This window comes from Thioalkalivibrio sp. ALE17 (assembly GCF_000425605.1).
In the GTDB taxonomy this organism is placed as follows: domain Bacteria; phylum Pseudomonadota; class Gammaproteobacteria; order Ectothiorhodospirales; family Ectothiorhodospiraceae; genus Thioalkalivibrio.
The window spans coordinates 19,380-35,232 of record NZ_AUDT01000002.1 but is presented as its reverse complement, the minus strand read 5'-3'; the positions used below and the strand labels follow the sequence as shown (position 1 = coordinate 35,232).

The following is a 15,853-nucleotide window of genomic DNA, read 5'->3' as shown; positions in this document are numbered from 1 at the left end:
GTCAGGCTCTGGTGGTTGCGGAAAGGGCTCAGGCCTGTGCCTTCAGCTTCTTCTCGAGGTAGTGGATGTCGGTCTCGCCGCGCTGGAAATTGGCGTCGATCATCAGGTCGTGATGCAGGGCGACGTTGGTCTGGATGCCGTCTACCACGATCTCGCCCAGGGCCCCGCGCATGCGGGCCAGCGCGATCTCGCGGCTGTTCCCGTGGGCGATCAGCTTGCCGATCATCGAGTCGTAGTAGGGCGGCACGGCGTACCCGTTGTAGATGTGGGTATCCATGCGGATGCCCGGCCCGCCCGGGGCGTGGTACTGCTGGATAGTCCCGGGGCTGGGCATGAAGGTGCCGGGGTCTTCGGCATTGATGCGGCACTCGATCGCATGGCCGCTGATGTGCACATCGTCCTGGGTGTAGCCCAGCGGTTCGCCGGCGGCGATGCGGATCTGCTCGCGCACCAGGTCGATGCCGGTGACCTGCTCGGTGACCGTGTGTTCGACCTGCAGGCGGGTATTCATCTCGATGAAGTAGAACGCCCCGTTCTCGTACAGGAACTCGAAGGTGCCGGCGCCGCGGTAGCCGATGTCCTGGCAGGCGCGGATCAGGCGTTCCGCCATGGTCTGGCGCTGTTCGTCGCTGATGCCGGGGGCCGGGGCCTCCTCGATTACCTTCTGGTGGCGGCGCTGCATGGAGCAGTCGCGCTCGCCCAGGCATACGGCGTTGCCGTGGGTGTCGGCCAGGATCTGGAACTCCACGTGGCGCGGGTGTTCCAGGTATTTCTCCATATACAGGGTGTCGTTGCCGAAGCCCTGCTGGGCCTCGTTGCGGGTCAGCGAGATCGCGTTCAGCAGCGCGCCCTCGGTATGCACCACGCGCATGCCGCGACCGCCGCCACCGGCGGCGGCCTTGATGATGACCGGGTAGCCGATCTCGCGCGCCAGGGCCAGGTTGGTGTCCGGGTCGTCGCCCAGGGCGCCGCCGGAGCCGGGTACGCAGGGCACGTTGGCCTCCAGCATTGCCTGCTTGGCGGAGACCTTGTCGCCCATCAGGCGGATGGTCTCGGCGCGCGGACCGATGAAGGAGAAGCCGGAGGACTCCACCCGCTCGGCGAAGTCCGCGTTCTCCGACAGGAAGCCGTAGCCGGGGTGGATCGCGCCGGCATCGGTGACTTCGGCCGCGGCGATCAACGCGGGGATGTTCAGGTAGCTCTCGCCGGAGGCCGCGGGCCCGATGCAGACGGATTCGTCCGCCAGGCGGACATGCTTCAGGTCGCGATCGGCGCTGGAGTGTGCGGCGACGGTGGCGATACCCATCTCGCGGCAGGCGCGCAGGACCCGCAGGGCGATCTCGCCGCGGTTGGCGATCAGAATCTTTTCAAACATGCTCGGACCTGTTGGCAGGGAATCGGAGGGTTCAGCCGATGATGAACAGCGGCTGGCCGTATTCCACCGGGTTGCCGTTCTCGACCAGGATGTCGCGGACCGTCCCCGCCTGGTCGGCCTCGATCGGGTTGAGCATCTTCATCGCCTCGATGATGCACAGGGTCTCGCCGACCTCCACGGTCTGCCCGACCTCGACGAACGGCTTCGAGCCCGGGCTGGGTGCGCGGTAGAAGGTGCCGACCATGGGGGCGGTGACCCGGTGACCGTCCATCTCCGGGGTCGCGTCCGCCGCGTCGGCCGGGGCGGCTGCGGGCGGTGCGCCGGCTGGTGCCGGTGCCGCGGCGGGCAGAGGGGCCGGGGCCGGTGCGGCGACGGCGGTGCCGCTGGCCGAGCGGGTGATGCGGACCGACTCCTCGCCTTCGTGGATCTCGATCTCGTGGATGCCGCTCTCGTCGAGCAGGTCGATCAGTTTCTTGACCTTGCGAATGTCCATGGAAGCCTCTTATTCCTTGATAGCCGCGAGCGCCGCATCGAGCGCCAGCCGGTAGCCAATGACGCCGAAGCCACTGACCAGACCGGCGGCGACATCGCTCAGACGCGAGGTCTGGCGAAAGGGCTCGCGGGCGTGGATGTTGCTGATATGAATCTCGTAGAACGGGATGGCAACACCCAGCAGGGCATCGCGCAGGCTGACACTGGTGTGGGTCAGGCCACCCGGATTGATCAGGATGCGTTGCACGCCCTCGCCGGGGGCGGCATGGATGCGGTCGATCAGGTCGCCTTCATGGTTGCTCTGGAAGCAGTCGAAGGAGGTGTCGGCCTGTTCCGCCCGAGCCCTCAGGTCGGTCTCGATATCCGCCAGGGTCTGCGCGCCGTAGCGCTCCGGCTCCCGCTGTCCCAGCAGGTTCAGATTGGGGCCGTTGAGCAGCAGTATGGACGCCATGGCAGGGGGAATCGGTAGCGATCCTGTCGAGAATGGACGCGATTGCACCGAAAAATGACGGTGCGGCGAATGTTCGGGATTTTGCCGCAGGAGGGGTGGGGGTGTCCAGCGCGGAGGGTGCCCCGGGCGCGCCGGTACCGCGCCCGGCGCGGTGCCGGCGTGCGGGTTTCGATCAGTCGGCGGTCAGCGGGAACAGGGTCAGTTCCACTCGGCGGTTCTGCTGGCGGCCCGCGTCGGTGTCGTTGGTGGCGACCGGCTGGTGCGGTCCGAAGCCGATGGTGTGCACGCGCACCGGCTGCACGCCGCGGTGGATCAGGGCCTGGCCCACGCTCTGGGCGCGGCGCTCGGAGAGGTCCATGTTGTATTCGACGCGGCCGGTGCTGTCGGTGTGACCGGCGACCTCGATGCCGGTCTGGTCGAACTCCTCCAGGACCAGGGCGACCGAGTCCAGTACATCCTGGAATTCAGGCTTGATGTCGCTGCGGTCGAAATCGAAGGTGATGTTGCTCGGCATGTTGAGGATGATGTTGTCGCCGTCGCGGGTCACGCTGACGCCGGTCCCGCGCAGCTGCTCGCGCAGGGCATCTTCCTGACGATCCATGTAGTTGCCGATGGCGCCGCCGGCCAGGGCGCCGATGCCGGCCCCGATCATCGCGCGCTGGGTGCGGTTGCGGCTGCTGGTGACGCTGCCGAGCACGGCGCCGGTGGCCGCGCCGATGCCGGCCCCGATAGTGGCGCGCGAGACGCGTTCTTCCCCGGTGTATGGATCGGTGGTGGTGCAGCCCATCACCAGGACCAGGGCACTGGTGGCGGCCAGGGCGAGGATGCGTTGCATGGTTCGTCTCCCGTAATCCGGTGGTCCGCCACGGCGGCGGGTCTGTCACCGGGCAGCTTGCGGCCAGCCGGGTGAACCGTCCATGAATCCGGAGAAAGGGTGGGCTATTGGCCGTCGATTTCGTGACGCAGTTCGCTCAGCACCGGGGCGGTTTCGGGGTGCACCCCGCGCCAGATCGCGAAGGCCTCGGCCGCCTGTTCCACCAGCATGCCGAGCCCGTCGCTACCGTTGCTGCAGCCCGCCGCCTCGGCCCAGCCAAGGAAGCGCTGGGCGCCGGCCCCGTAGACCAGGTCATAGGCCAGGCTGTCCGCTTGAACCAGATGGGCGGGGAGGTCCAGCGCGTCCTCGCCGAGGCCGGTGGCCGTGGCGTTGACCACCAGATCGAAGGGGCCCTGCGGCAGCGTGTCCAGGCCGCAGGCGGCCAGCCGGGTGGCCGGGGCGATATCGCGAAAGGCCTCGACCAGCCCCTCCGCGCGGGCGACGGTGCGGTTGGCGATGACCAGGGCCTCGGGCCCCCCCTCCAGCAGTGGCTGCAGCAGGCCGCGGGTGGCGCCCCCGGCACCCAGGATCAGGATGCGGCGGCTGCGCACGTTGAAGTTCAGGCGGTCGAGGTCACGGCAGAAGCCGACGCCGTCCGTGTTGTCGCCATGGATGCGGCGCTCGTCGTCGCGCCACAGGGTGTTCACGGCACCGGCGTGTCGGGCGCGATCCGTGAGGACACGGGCCAGGGCGAAGGCCTCTTCCTTGAACGGGACGGTCACGTTCAGGCCCCGGAACCCGGAGGAGAACCACGCCCAGACCTCCTCGGCGAACTGACCCGGAGTGCCCAGCAGGGTCTCGTAGGTCAGGTGCTGCCCGGTCTGATCGGCGAACAGGGCATGGATGCGCGGCGACAGCGAATGGCGGATCGGGTTGCCGACCACCGCGTAGCGATCCGGGCGCGGCTCGCTCATCGGGCCGCGTCCTCCGCCAGCCATTCGGCCACGGTGCGGGCGTAGTAGGTGAGAATGCCGTCGGCCCCGGCGCGCTTCATGCCGGTCAGGGCCTCCAGCACGCAGGCGCGCTCGTCCAGCCAGCCGCGTTCGGCGGCGGCCTTGAGCATCGCGTACTCGCCGGAGACGTGATAGACGAAGGTCGGGCGCTGGAACTCGTCGCGGATGCGGCGGACCACATCCAGATACGGCATCCCCGGTTTGACCATCACCATGTCGGCGCCTTCGGCCAGGTCGAGCGCGACCTCGTGCAGGGCCTCGTCGCCGTTGGCCGGGTCCATCTGGTAGGTCTCCTTGCCGCCCTTGCCCAGATTGCCGGCCGAGCCCACCGCATCGCGGAACGGCCCGTAGAAGGCCGAGGCGTACTTGGCGGAGTAGGCGAGGATGCGCGTGTGCACATGCCCGCCATCCTCCAGTGCGTGGCGGATCGCGCCGATGCGCCCGTCCATCATGTCGGAGGGGGCGACCACGTCGGCGCCGGCGGCCGCGTGCGACAGCGCCTGCTTCACCAGCGCCTCGACGGTGATGTCGTTCACCACATAGCCCTCGGCGTCGATGATGCCGTCCTGGCCATGGGTGGTGAACGGGTCCAGGGCGACGTCGGTGATCACCCCCAGCTCCGGGTGCGCGGCCTTCAGCGCGCGCACCGCGCGCTGCGCCAGGCCCTCGGGATTCCAGGCCTCCTGCGCATCCAGGCTCTTCTTCTCGGCCGGGACCACCGGAAACAGCGCCAGTGCCGGGATGCCCAGGCGCACGGCGGCGGTGGCCTCTTCCAGTAGTTGGTCGATGGACACGCGTTCCACCCCGGGCATCGACGGCACGGCCTCGCGCGTGCCCTCGCCCTCGGTGACGAACACCGGCAGAATCAGGTCGTCCGGCCGCAGGTGATGCTCGCGCATCAGGCGGCGGGAGAAGGCGTCGCGGCGCAGGCGGCGTGGCCGGCCGGCGGGATAGGGGGCGATCGGTGCGGTCATGCCAGGTCCTCGCGTGGGTCGTGTTACTCGGTGGCCTCGGCCAGCCAGTCGCGTGGCGTCAGGTAGCGCTCGTACAATTCGGCCTCGGGCGTGCCGGGCTCTGGCTGGTAGTTGTATTCCCAGCGCACCAGCGGCGGCAGCGACATCAGGATCGACTCGGTGCGCCCGCCCGACTGCAGGCCGAACAGGGTACCGCGGTCGTAGACCAGGTTGAACTCGACATAGCGCCCGCGCCGGTAGAGCTGGAACTGGCGCTCGCGCTCGCCGTATTCGGTCGCGTGGCGACGCTCGACGATCGGGCCGTAGGCATCCAGATAGGCATTGCCGACGCTCTGCATGTAGCCGAAGGCGTGCTCGAAGCCGCCCTCGCTGAAGTCGTCGAAGAACAGCCCGCCGACGCCGCGCGGCTCGTCACGGTGCTTGAGGTGGAAGTACTCGTCGCACCACTTCTTGTGCGCCGGGTAGAGGTGCTCGCCAAACGGGCGACAGGCAGCCTCGGCCGTGCGGTGCCAGTGGATGCAGTCCTCGTCAAAACCGTAGTACGGGGTCAGGTCGAAGCCGCCGCCGAACCACCAGATCGGCGCCTCGCCGGGCTTCTCCGCGATAAAGAAGCGCACGTTCGCGTGCGAGGTCGGTACATACGGGTTGTGCGGGTGGATTACCAGCGACACGCCGGTGGCCTGGAACGAGCGCCCGGCCATCTCCGGACGGTGCGCGGTGGCCGAGGCCGGGAGGTTGTCGCCCATCACATGGGAGAAGTTGACCCCGGCCTGTTCGAAGACCCGCCCCTCGCGCAGCACGCGGGTACGGCCGCCGCCGCCGGCGGGGCGCTTCCAAGCGTCCTCTTCGAAGCGGGCCTGGCCGTCCAGGCCCTCGAGGCCCTGGCAGATGCGGTCCTGCAGGCCCTGCAGGTAGTCGATCACGCGGTCGATGGAGACGTTGTCCTGGCTCATGCTGCGTCCCGGTTGATCAGTTGTCGGTATGGGTGTCGGGTTCCGGCGCGCCCCGGAGCCAGGCCCCGGTGCGGGCGTCGCGGATCGCGCTGGGTGCGGTGCGCCCGCCACATTCTGCCTGCAGGATCGCATCGATGCCGGCCCCGAGTTGTGAGGCAACGCAATCCCAGCTGCGGCAGGGCTCCGCGCCCGCGCGGTTGGCGCTGGTGGAGACCAGCGCGCTTTCGGCGGCCGCGCACAGCGCACGCGTCCCCGGATGGGCGGTGACGCGTACCGCGAGGCTGTCGTGTTCGCCCCGCAGCCGCGGCGGGCAGGCATCGGTGACGGGCAGCAGCCAGGTGGTCGGCCCCGGCCAGCTGGCGTCGATCTCGGCGCGGTGGTCGGCCGGCAGCGGCGCCAGCCAGGGCGCGAGGCGCTCCAGCCGGTCGGTGACCACGATCAGCCCCTTGGCGGCCGGGCGACCCTTGATCTCGAGGATGCGATCGATCGCCCGGGGGTTGTCCGGGCGGCAGCCGAGACCAAAGACTGCCTCGGTGGGGTAGGCGATCACGCCGCCGTCGCGCACGCACTGTGCGACGGGTTCGATCTCGGGGGATAGCAACGGGGCGTTATTCGGATCCACGGTCGCCGGAGGGCTGGGCACTCAGGCGGCTGTCGCCATCGCCGGATTTCGCGCTGCCGGATTTGGCGGTCGAAGCCTTCTTCGCCGGGGCCTTCTTCGATGTGCTCGTCTTCGACGTGCTCTTCTTCGGGGCGGTCTTTTTCGTGCCCGTCTTGCTGGCGGCCTTCTTGGTGGTGGCCGCCTTTTTCGTGGTCGTCTTCTTCGCGGTCGACGATTTGGATGCGGTCTTCCCGGAAGATTTGGCGGTCGACTTGGACGCCCCCTTGCGGCCGCGGCCCTTGCGTTCCGGGGCGGCGGCGATCAGTTCCTGGCACTGCGCAAGTGTCAGGGACTTGGGGTCGGTCTCCTTGGGGATCTTGGCGTTCTTGTTGCCATCGGTGACGTAGGGCCCGTAGCGCCCGTTCAGCACCTGGATGCCTTCCTCGTCGAAGCTCTTGATGAAGCGCTCGGCGTCCTTTTGCTTCTTCTCGGCGACGATCTCCAGCGCGCGTGGCAGCTCGATGGTCCAGACGTCGTCGTCCGGGCCGAGGGAGGCGTACTTGGAGCCGTACTTCACGTACGGTCCGAAGCGGCCGATGTTCACCATCACCGGCTCGCCCTCGGGCGTCTCGCCGAGGTCGCGCGGCAGCTTGAACAGCTCCAGCGCCTCGTCGAGGGTGATCTTGTCCATCTTCTGCCCGGGCAGCAGGCCGGCGAAGCGCGGCTTCTCCTCGTCGTCCTTGGTGCCGATCTGCACGATCGGGCCGAAACGGCCCAGGCGCACGCTGACCGGGCGCCCGCTCTGCGGATCGGTGCCCAGCTCGCGTGACTGCACGGCCTCGGCGCGGGTGACGTTCTCTTCCTTCTCCTTCACCCGGTCGCGGAAGTCGCCCCAGAAATCCTCCAGCACCGGGACCCAGTCCTTCTCGCCGCGCGAGATCGCATCCAGCTCGTCCTCCAGCTTCGCGGTGAAGTCGTAGTCCACGTAGCGGTCGAAGTGCTGGGTCAGGAAGCTGTTCACGATCCGGCCGGTATCGGTCGGGATGAAGCGCTTGCCGTCCATCTCCACGTACTCGCGTGACTGCAGCGTGGAGATGATGCTGGCGTAGGTCGACGGGCGGCCGATGCCGTATTCCTCCAGCGTCTTCACCAGGCTGGCTTCGGTGTAGCGCGGCGGCGGCTCGGTGAAGTGCTGGTCGGCGGTGACCTCTTCGAGCTGGACCGTGTCGCCCTCGGCCATCTCCGGCAGGCGCTTGTCCTCGTCGTCATCCTGCGCGTCGTCGCGGCCCTCCTGGTAGACCGCGATGAAGCCGGGGTCGACCAGGGTGGAGCCGGTGGCACGGAACTGGTGCTGGCTGTCGCCCGGGACCAGGTCGGCGGCCACGGTGTCGAAGGTCGCGTGGATCATCTGGCAGGCGACGGTGCGCTTCCAGATCAGGTCGTACAGCCGGGCCTGGTCGCTGCTCAGGCGCTCGCGCACCTCGTTCGGCAGACGGCGCACAGAGGTCGGGCGGATGGCCTCGTGGGCCTCCTGCGCGTTCTTCGACTTGGTCTTGTACTGGCGCGGGCTGTCGGGGACGTTGTTGGCCCCGTAGCGCTCCTCGATCAGGCCACGAATCTCGCCGATCGCCTCGCCGGCCAGGGCCACCGAGTCGGTACGCATGTAGGTGATCAGGCCGATCGCGCCGGAGCCCAGATCGATGCCTTCATATAGTTGCTGCGCGGTGCGCATGGTGCGCGATGCGGTGAAGCCCAGCTTGCGCGAGGCCTCCTGCTGCAGGGTCGAGGTGGTGAACGGCGCGGCCGGGTTGCGGCGGCGCTGCTTCTTTTCGACCTTGGCGACCCGGAGTTCGCCCATTGCGCTCGGGCTCACCGACGCAAGCTCGGTTCGGGCGGCGTCGGTCAGCCGCTTCTGCGCATCATGCGCGAGATCGGCACTGTTGAGGTCGAACTGGTCCAGCTTGTTGCCATCGAGGTGGGTCAGGCGGGCGGTGAAGGCCTGGCCCTGGCGTTCGCTCAGGGCATCCAGGGTCCAGTATTCGCGCGCGACGAAGGCCTCGATCTCGTTCTCGCGTTCGCAGATCATGCGCAGGGCGGGGCTCTGTACGCGCCCGGCGGACAGGCCGCGCTTGATCTTGCGCCACAGCAGCGGGGAGAGGTTGAAGCCGACCAGGTAGTCCAGCGCGCGGCGCGCCTGCTGGGCATCGATCAGCGGCTTGGCCAGGTCGCGCGGTTCCTCGATCGCCTGCTGGATCGCCTTCTTGGTGATCTCGTGAAACACGACGCGATGCACGCCGCGATCGTCCAGCAGGCCGCGGTCACGCAACACCTCGTAGAGATGCCAGGAGATCGCCTCGCCTTCACGGTCAGGGTCAGTCGCAAGGATCAGGTCGTCGGATTTCTTCAGCGCCTTGGCGATCGCCTCGATCTGTTTCTCGCTGCGCTCGATCACGTCGTACTTCATGCGGAACCCGTTCTCCGGGTCCACCGCGCCCTCCTTGGGCACCAGGTCGCGCACATGGCCATAGGAGGCCATGACCTGGTAGTCCGGGCCGAGATACTTCTCGATGGTCTTGCCCTTGGCGGGCGACTCTACGATGACGAGGTGCTTGCTCATGTCGCTCGGGACCGTCTCCGTGGCAGCGGGTTCCGTATCGGGGCGATCGCGGTCGCATGGCAGCGACCGGGTTCACGGGCGCTAAAGACTAGAGGAGGAAATGCCCGTTGGCTACCGCGCGCCTTTCGCAAGACGGAGAAATCAGTGCAGATAATCCACGGCCGCGGGGCCGGCATCGTCGCGCATGACCTCTTCCAGGCGGGAATAGGCGATCGCGTCGTCGGGCTGGTTGAACAGCACCATCAGCACCACCCAGCGCAGCTGGTCGAGGTCGATCTCCTCGGCGTCCAGCTCCATTACGCGGTCCAGCACCAGCTCGCGGGTGCCGGCGGTCAGCAGGCCGTTTTGCTCCAGGTGCAGCAGGAAGCCATGGGCCTCGGTATCCAGGCGTTTTTGCTCTTCCGGGGCATAGATCCGCTGGGCGGCGCCGTCGCCGCCGCGCCCGGCCAGGGGGGCCTCGCTCATCAGGCGGTCCAGCCAGCCCAGAGCGCGGTCGATCTCGCGGCGGGCAAAGCCGGCCTCCACCAGGTGGCGTTCCAGCTCCGAGCGGTCCGGCTCCTCGTCGGATTCCTCGTCGATGGTGTGCTCGAAGAGATACATGAGCACATCCAGCACATTCTCGTTCATGATTCGGGGGATCCTGCGTCGAGGCGCTGGTAACGCCCGTGGTCGAGGGCGGCCACACGGCCATGGAGTTCAAGCAAAACCAGCATGGATGAAAGCTGTTCGATGGTCAATTTGGTGCGTTCGCGCAGGGTTTCCAGCGGGACCGGGTCGAATCCCATCGCGTTCAGTACGCGTTCCTGCTCCGGATCCAGCGGGTCGGAGGCGGGTTCGGCCGCGGCCGGAGGCGCATCGGGCGCGACGCCCAGCCAGTCCGCGAGGTCATCCAGGATCTCCTCGGCCGACTCCACCAGCTGGGCGCCATCGCGGATCAGCCGGTGGCAGCCGCGGCTGGTCGGGCTCAGCACCGAACCGGGGACGGCATAGACCTGGCGCCCCTGTTCGGCAGCCAGCCGTGCGGTGATCAGGGATCCGCTCTTCAGCGCCGCCTCGACGACCAGGGTCGCCAGTGACAGGCCGCTGATCACGCGGTTGCGCTGCGGGAAGTTCCGCGCCAGCGGCCGGGTATCGGTGGGCCACAGCGAGACCACCAGGCCATGGTCCGCGATGCGGTGCGCCAGGCGCCGGTGCTGGGCGGGGTAGATGCGGTCGGGCCCGGTGGCCACGACCGCGATGGTGCGCCCGCCGGGCGCGGCCAGGGCGCCTTCGTGGGCGGCGCCGTCGATGCCCCGGGCCAGGCCGCTGGTGACCGTCAGCCCGGCCCCGGCCAGCTCGCGGGCGAATTCCGTGGCGAGGCGCTCGCCCTGCGGGGTGGCCTCGCGGCTGCCGACGATGCCCACCTGCGGGCTGCGCAGCAGCTCGCGCGCGCCGTTCAGGTACAGCACCGGGGGCGGGTCGGGGAGTTCCGCCAGCAGGGGCGGGTAGTCGGGGTCGTCCAGACACAGCAATGTGTGTCGGGGGTCGGCATCCAGCCAGGCCTGGTCGGCCTGCGCCCCGGCCTCGCGGGCTTTATGGGCGGCGGGGTCCAGCTTGAGGTCGACGCCCGCGCGCTGCCATTCGGCCGCGGGGGCGGCCAGGGCGTTGCCCGGAGAGCCGAAGGCCTCGACCAGTTGCAGCATGCGCCGCGGGCCGAGGCCTGGGGTGTTGATCAGTTGCAGCCAGTCCTCGTGCGGGGCGGCTGTCGCGCCGGCATCACCCATGCAGCCTGGCCGCAGGCCCGGTCAGGGGGTGCGAACCTTGTCGCCCTCGCGCAGGGTGCGCTCGGCCTCGGTCACCAGCACGTAGGACACCTTCTCGAAGGTCTGGAAGACCATGACGGTGCCGACTTCCTCTTCCGGCAGGGTGACCACCTCGTTGGCGCGATCGCTGATCGGGTCGCGGACCTCGCGCCCGGCGGTGAAGGCGGTCAAGACCTGGCCGTTCTCGATGCCGTCGCGTTCACCACGGTTGATGATGGCGGCCTGCAGCTGGCCGATCTGGCTGAGGGCGTCGAACAGCGAGATGATCGTGCCCTCGGTACCAGCCGGCGGGCGCCCGATGTCGAACAGCATGTCCTGCTCTTCGGCGTATGGGACCAGGCGGTCACCGCGGATGGCCTCGCGCTCGCCCTTGCGGATGTCGGCGCGGGCGACGTTGCCCGGCTCGATGATCTCGGCCTCGCCCACCGGCAGGGTGGCGACGCCCAGGTCCTCTCCGGTGTCCGGATCGGTCAGCGCGCCGTCGTGGCGAACGATGTGATAGAGCTCGTAGCGTTCGGTGTCCTCGGCGTTGCGCACATACACCCGGTCGCCTGGGCCGAAGATCACGCGCTCGTCCTGCGAGGCGAGGATGTAGGGGGCGTTTTCCAGGGTTTCCTCGTCCAGCACCTGTGGACGGAACATGAACGACTGCAGGGTGGAGATCGGGGAGACGTCCTCGTCGCGCTCCACCACCCGTGCTTCCGGTGACAGGCGATGCGTCGGGCGCACCCGCGGCCCGCCGTCGACCGTGATGCGCGGCCGGCCGTCCACGTAGTGGATGCTCAGCACGTCACCCGGATAGATCAGGTGGGGGTTCTCGATCTCCGGGTTGACCAGCCAGATCTCCGGCCAGTACCACGGGTCCTGCAGGAACATCGCGGAGATGTCCCAGAGGGTGTCGCCCTTCTTCACGACGTAGCGTTCGGGCGCGGATTCGCGGATCTCCGGCTCGGCCTCGGGGGTCGAGCGTTCATCCTGGGCTTCGCGCGCCGGGCGGGCTTCGGCCTGCGCCGTGCCGGAATCGGAGGCGGTCGTTTCGCCGCCGCCGTTCTCGGGTGTGGCCGCGCAGGCGCCCAGCAACAGCGTTACACTGAACAGAATGCCCGGCAGAACGAAGGTCGTGGTGGCCCTGGTCTTGTACATTTGGTGTCCCCTGTCAGGTCCGCGCGCTCCCCGAGCCTTCCTGTGGCCCGGCCCCCAATCGGATGACGCAATTCCGCGGATATTGCGGTCCAACGTTAGCAGAATTGCGACATCTGTACAGTACAAAGTTTGAGGTTTTTTCATGGCCAAGCGTGAAATCCTGCACTTCCCCGACCCCCGGCTGCGGCTGAAGGCCGAGCCGGTCGCCGAGGTGGACGACGAAATCCGCACCCTGGTGGACGACATGTTCGAGACCATGTACGCCGCGCCCGGCATTGGTCTGGCCGCCACCCAGATCAACGTGCAAAAGCGTGTGCTGGTCGCGGATGTCTCCGAGGACCAGAGCGAGCCGCATGCCTTGATCAACCCGGAGATCCTCGAGACCTCCGGTGAGGAGGAAATGGACGAGGGCTGTCTGTCCGTGCCCGGCTTCTACGAGAAGGTGCAGCGCGCCGACCGGATTCGCGTGCGTGCCCTGGGGCGTGACGGCCAGCCCTTCGAGCTGGACATCGATGGCCTGCTGGCGGTGTGCATCCAGCACGAGATTGACCACCTCGACGGCAAGCTGTTTGTCGATTACCTGTCCAGCCTGAAGCGCAGCCGCATCCGAAAGAAGCTGGAGAAGCAGGGCGGGCGCTCCGGAGCCGGTGACAAGACCGCGGTCCCCGCGGTCTGATGGGAGTGGCCGACACGGACGTCGAGTCCCTGCGCATTGTCTATGCCGGGACGCCGGATTTCGCGGTTCCCGCGCTGCAGGCCCTGATCGACGGCGGGCATGCCCCGGTCGCGGTCTATACCCAGCCGGACCGACCGGCGGGGCGTGGGCGCAAGCTGCGTCCGGGCCCGGTCAAGCAGGTCGCCGAGGCCGCCGGCCTGCCGGTGGTGCAGCCGGAGAGCCTGAAGTCCGCCGAGGCCCAAGCCGAACTTGCCGCCTGGCGCCCGGACATCCTGATTGTCGCAGCCTACGGGCTGATCCTGCCCCGCGCCGTACTCGCGATCCCGCCGCTGGGCGGGCTCAATATCCATGCCTCGCTGCTGCCGCGCTGGCGCGGCGCGGCGCCGATCCATCGCGCGATTCTCGCGGGGGACGAAGAGACCGGTGTCTGCCTGATGCAGATGGCCCCGGGGCTGGATGCCGGCCCGGTGCACGCCTGCCGTCGCGTCCCGATTACACCGGAGACCACCACCGGTGAGCTGCACGATGTCCTCGCCCGCGAGGGGGCGGAGCTGCTGGTGGAGCAGCTCCCGACGATTGCCGCGGGTGCCTCCGCACCGTGGCCCCAGGATGATGCGCAGGCCAGCTACGCCCGAAAACTGGAGAAACAGGAGGCCTGGATGGACTGGTCGCAGCCGGCCGCGGCCCTGGATCGACAGGTGCGGGCCTTCAACCCCTGGCCGGTGGCGCAGGCCGGCTGGCAGGGGCAGGCGCTGCGGGTCTACGCGGCGACCCCGCTGGAGGTCGCGGCGAATGCAACGCCCGGAACGATCATGGATGCCTGCCCGGAGGGCGTGGATGTGGCCACCGGCGACGGCATCCTGCGCCTGCGGACCGTTCAGCTGCCCGGCCGCCGCCCGGTCGCGGCGGCGGACTGGGCCCGCAATGCGGACCTGCCCGGCCAAACCCTGACCGGGGCGGTCTGATGGCGGGCAAGCCGAAACGCGTGGTGCCCTCGCGGGTGGATTCGCGCTCGCCGCGTCAGCGCGCGCTGGAGGCGGTGGAGCGCGTAGTGCTGCAGGGGCAGTCGCTGACCCGGGCGGTGGAGCTGGTGACCGAAGGGCTGGCGGCGCGCGATGCCGCCTGGGTGCAGGCGCTCGCCTACACCACCTTGCGCTGGTACCCGCAGCTGGCGGGGCTGGTCGATGGCTTTCTGGATCGGCCGCTGCGCAAGAAGGATGCCGTGATTGGTGTGCTGCTGGCGCAGGGACTGGCCGAGGTGCTGCATTTCGGGACGCGCGATCACGCGGCGGTGCGGGAGACCGCCGAGCTGGCGCGCGAGATCCATCGCCCTGGCGCGGTGGGCCTGATCAACGCGGTACTGCGCCGCGCCCTGCGCGAGCAGGACGAACTGGCGAGCCGGATCGAGGGCGACCCGGTGCTGCGCTATGCGGTCCCGGAATGGCTGCTGGAGGCGATTCGCGATGCCTGGCCGGAGGACTGGGAGACGCTGCTGGAGGCCTCGACCCGCCCCGCGCCGATGACCCTGCGGGTCAACCTGCACCGTGGCAGTCGCGAAGCGGCGCTGGAGGCCCTGTCCGCCGCCGGTATCCCGGGGCGCGCGTACCCGGCGCTGGCCAGCGCGCTGACGCTGGATGACCCGGTCGATGTGGCCGCCCTGCCGGGGTTCGCTGACGGGGCGCTTTCGGTCCAGGACGCCTCGGCGCAATGGGCCGGGCCGTTGCTGGGGCCGCGGCCCGGCGAACGGGTGCTGGACGCCTGTGCGGCACCCGGCGGCAAGACCGGGCATTTGCTGGAACACGCGGGTGGCGATCTGGATCTCACCGCGCTGGACAACGACCCCGAACGCCTGGAACAGGTACGCGAGAACCTCGACCGGCTGGGCTATGACGCCCGCCTGGTCGCGGCGGATCTGGACGCCACCGATGACTGGTGGGACGGCGAGCCCTTTGACGCGATTCTGCTGGATGTTCCCTGTTCCGCCACCGGCGTGATCCGGCGTCATCCGGACATCAAGACCCTGCGCCGGGCCGATGACATCCCGCGCCTGGCGGCGGAGCAGGCCCGCCTGCTGGCCGGCGCCTGGAAGCTGCTCCGCCCGGGCGGCCGGTTGCTGTATGCCACCTGTTCGCTGCTGTCGGCGGAGAACGAGGCGGTGGTCGCCCCGTTCGTCGCGGCGACCGCGGATGCCCGCGCCCGGCCGCTGGAGGGCGAGTACGCTATCCCCGGCAGCAAGCCCCGCGCGGCAGGTGTAACGCTGCCGCTGGGGCTCGAGGACGGGGACGGCTTCTATTACGCGCTGCTGGAGAAGCAGGCCCCCTGATGCCGGGGCGTTCATCGTGGCGGGGCGGGCCCCTGACGGCGCTGTGCGGGCTACTGGCCCTGCTGGCGCTGCCGGTGACGGCGAGCGCGGTGGAGATCCGCGCCGCGAATCACATGTGGCTGGATGATGCCACCGTGCTGGTGCGCCTCGATATCGACATGCGCCTGCCCGCGGTGCTGGAGGACGCCCTGGCCAACGGCGTGACGCTGGAGTTCGAGGCGCAGACGCGGCTGGAACGCGGCCGGCGGGTCGGGCGCGATACCCTTGCCAGCGAGACGCGTCGCGTCCAGCTGCAATACTTCGCCCTGAATCGGCACTATCTGGTAACCGCGGTGACCGACGAGCGCATGGACCTGAAACCGACCCTGGGGGATGCCCTGGACCTGGTCGCCCGGCGGCTGGGGCGGCTGCGTCTGGACGAGGTTCCGGACGCGGTGCGCGAGAATCCCGGCGAGTTCGATCTCGCGGCGCGGCTGACGCTGGTGTATTCCGCGCTGCCGCTGCCCCTGCAGCTGGATGCCGGTTTGCGCGGTGATCTGACGACCCGACAGGAGTGGCGGCGATGGTCGCTGGATTAGGGAAGCGCTGGTCAACGTACACGCTCGCGCTCGAGTCGCTT

General features: G+C 68.9%; 16 protein-coding genes. 4 read left to right on the top strand and 12 right to left on the bottom strand.

Features of this window, described 5'->3' with window-relative positions; translation table 11 throughout:
* Positions 1-28 precede the first annotated feature (28 nt).
* The 12 genes from accC to H609_RS0101790 form a co-directional block, all read right to left on the bottom strand.
* Positions 29-1,375 carry an acetyl-CoA carboxylase biotin carboxylase subunit gene (gene accC, locus H609_RS0101845; protein ID WP_017942601.1) on the bottom strand — a complete coding sequence of 449 codons (1,347 nt, stop codon included), beginning with the start codon at positions 1,373-1,375 and terminating at the stop codon, positions 29-31.
* A 31-nt stretch (positions 1,376-1,406) separates the two neighbouring features.
* A complete protein-coding gene (gene accB / locus H609_RS0101840; protein ID WP_018865465.1) occupies positions 1,407-1,868 on the bottom strand; it encodes an acetyl-CoA carboxylase biotin carboxyl carrier protein in 462 nt (153 codons plus the stop codon).
* 9 nt (positions 1,869-1,877) lie between these two features.
* Positions 1,878-2,318 (bottom strand): type II 3-dehydroquinate dehydratase, encoded by a 441-nt coding sequence (gene aroQ, locus H609_RS0101835; RefSeq protein WP_018865466.1) that lies wholly within the window; start codon positions 2,316-2,318, stop codon positions 1,878-1,880.
* Between the two features lie 172 nt (positions 2,319-2,490).
* Positions 2,491-3,153, bottom strand: a complete 663-nt coding sequence (locus H609_RS0101830; protein WP_028484173.1) for an OmpA family protein — start codon at positions 3,151-3,153, stop codon at positions 2,491-2,493.
* A 104-nt stretch (positions 3,154-3,257) separates the two neighbouring features.
* The gene (gene aroE, locus H609_RS0101825) at positions 3,258-4,106 is read right to left on the bottom strand and encodes a shikimate dehydrogenase (RefSeq protein WP_028484172.1); all 849 of its coding nucleotides are present in this window, start codon (positions 4,104-4,106) and stop codon (positions 3,258-3,260) included.
* Entirely contained in the window at positions 4,103-5,119 is a 1,017-nt protein-coding gene (gene hemB / locus H609_RS0101820; protein WP_028484171.1) for a porphobilinogen synthase, read from the bottom strand. Before hemB ends, aroE begins: the two co-directional genes overlap by 4 nt.
* Before the next feature lie 23 nt (positions 5,120-5,142).
* Positions 5,143-6,072 (bottom strand): oxygen-dependent coproporphyrinogen oxidase, encoded by a 930-nt coding sequence (gene hemF, locus H609_RS0101815; protein ID WP_028484170.1) that lies wholly within the window; start codon positions 6,070-6,072, stop codon positions 5,143-5,145.
* 16 nt (positions 6,073-6,088) lie between these two features.
* Complete coding sequence (locus H609_RS0101810; RefSeq protein WP_028484169.1) at positions 6,089-6,694, bottom strand: L-threonylcarbamoyladenylate synthase; 606 nt, start codon at positions 6,692-6,694, stop codon at positions 6,089-6,091.
* On the bottom strand, positions 6,681-9,290 hold the full coding sequence (locus H609_RS0101805) for a DNA topoisomerase I (protein ID WP_028484168.1): 2,610 nt from the start codon (positions 9,288-9,290) through the stop codon (positions 6,681-6,683). Before H609_RS0101805 ends, H609_RS0101810 begins: the two co-directional genes overlap by 14 nt.
* A gap of 141 nt (positions 9,291-9,431) precedes the next feature.
* Positions 9,432-9,917: a DUF494 family protein gene (locus H609_RS0101800; protein ID WP_018876613.1), complete on the bottom strand. Its 486-nt coding sequence runs from the start codon at positions 9,915-9,917 to the stop codon at positions 9,432-9,434.
* Complete coding sequence (gene dprA / locus H609_RS0101795; protein WP_028484167.1) at positions 9,914-11,053, bottom strand: DNA-processing protein DprA; 1,140 nt, start codon at positions 11,051-11,053, stop codon at positions 9,914-9,916. The genes H609_RS0101800 and dprA overlap by 4 nt, the downstream gene beginning before the upstream one ends.
* Before the next feature lie 21 nt (positions 11,054-11,074).
* Positions 11,075-12,235 carry a LysM peptidoglycan-binding domain-containing protein gene (locus H609_RS0101790; RefSeq protein WP_019584257.1) on the bottom strand — a complete coding sequence of 387 codons (1,161 nt, stop codon included), beginning with the start codon at positions 12,233-12,235 and terminating at the stop codon, positions 11,075-11,077.
* Between the two features lie 142 nt (positions 12,236-12,377).
* On the opposite strand from H609_RS0101790, the gene def reads away from it, so the two are divergent.
* From def to H609_RS0101770, 4 genes are read left to right on the top strand one after another with little or no spacing between them, the layout of a single operon-like run.
* On the top strand, positions 12,378-12,911 hold the full coding sequence (gene def, locus H609_RS0101785; RefSeq protein ID WP_018865476.1) for a peptide deformylase: 534 nt from the start codon (positions 12,378-12,380) through the stop codon (positions 12,909-12,911).
* Positions 12,911-13,876, top strand: coding sequence for a methionyl-tRNA formyltransferase (gene fmt / locus H609_RS0101780; protein WP_018876611.1), 966 nt, complete (start codon positions 12,911-12,913; stop codon positions 13,874-13,876). Before def ends, fmt begins: the two co-directional genes overlap by 1 nt.
* Complete coding sequence (gene rsmB, locus H609_RS0101775) at positions 13,876-15,234, top strand: 16S rRNA (cytosine(967)-C(5))-methyltransferase RsmB (RefSeq protein ID WP_018876610.1); 1,359 nt, start codon at positions 13,876-13,878, stop codon at positions 15,232-15,234. The genes fmt and rsmB overlap by 1 nt, the downstream gene beginning before the upstream one ends.
* Positions 15,234-15,812 carry a DUF4390 domain-containing protein gene (locus tag H609_RS0101770; RefSeq protein WP_018865479.1) on the top strand — a complete coding sequence of 193 codons (579 nt, stop codon included), beginning with the start codon at positions 15,234-15,236 and terminating at the stop codon, positions 15,810-15,812. Before rsmB ends, H609_RS0101770 begins: the two co-directional genes overlap by 1 nt.
* The last annotated feature ends 41 nt before the right edge of the window (positions 15,813-15,853 follow it).

Bases quoted from the DNA above. Each gene is read 5' to 3' on its own strand.
- accC (WP_017942601.1), bottom strand. From the start codon at position 1,375: ATGTTTGAAAAGATTCTGATCGCCAACCGCGGCGAGATCGCCCTGCGG.
- accB (WP_018865465.1), bottom strand. From the start codon at position 1,868: ATGGACATTCGCAAGGTCAAGAAACTGATCGACCTGCTCGACGAGAGC.
- aroQ (WP_018865466.1), bottom strand. From the start codon at position 2,318: ATGGCGTCCATACTGCTGCTCAACGGCCCCAATCTGAACCTGCTGGGA.
- H609_RS0101830 (WP_028484173.1), bottom strand. From the start codon at position 3,153: ATGCAACGCATCCTCGCCCTGGCCGCCACCAGTGCCCTGGTCCTGGTG.
- aroE (WP_028484172.1), bottom strand. From the start codon at position 4,106: ATGAGCGAGCCGCGCCCGGATCGCTACGCGGTGGTCGGCAACCCGATC.
- hemB (WP_028484171.1), bottom strand. From the start codon at position 5,119: ATGACCGCACCGATCGCCCCCTATCCCGCCGGCCGGCCACGCCGCCTG.
- hemF (WP_028484170.1), bottom strand. From the start codon at position 6,072: ATGAGCCAGGACAACGTCTCCATCGACCGCGTGATCGACTACCTGCAG.
- H609_RS0101805 (WP_028484168.1), bottom strand. From the start codon at position 9,290: ATGAGCAAGCACCTCGTCATCGTAGAGTCGCCCGCCAAGGGCAAGACC.
- H609_RS0101800 (WP_018876613.1), bottom strand. From the start codon at position 9,917: ATGAACGAGAATGTGCTGGATGTGCTCATGTATCTCTTCGAGCACACC.
- dprA (WP_028484167.1), bottom strand. From the start codon at position 11,053: ATGGGTGATGCCGGCGCGACAGCCGCCCCGCACGAGGACTGGCTGCAA.
- H609_RS0101790 (WP_019584257.1), bottom strand. From the start codon at position 12,235: ATGTACAAGACCAGGGCCACCACGACCTTCGTTCTGCCGGGCATTCTG.
- def (WP_018865476.1), top strand. From the start codon at position 12,378: ATGGCCAAGCGTGAAATCCTGCACTTCCCCGACCCCCGGCTGCGGCTG.
- fmt (WP_018876611.1), top strand. From the start codon at position 12,911: ATGGGAGTGGCCGACACGGACGTCGAGTCCCTGCGCATTGTCTATGCC.
- rsmB (WP_018876610.1), top strand. From the start codon at position 13,876: ATGGCGGGCAAGCCGAAACGCGTGGTGCCCTCGCGGGTGGATTCGCGC.
- H609_RS0101770 (WP_018865479.1), top strand. From the start codon at position 15,234: ATGCCGGGGCGTTCATCGTGGCGGGGCGGGCCCCTGACGGCGCTGTGC.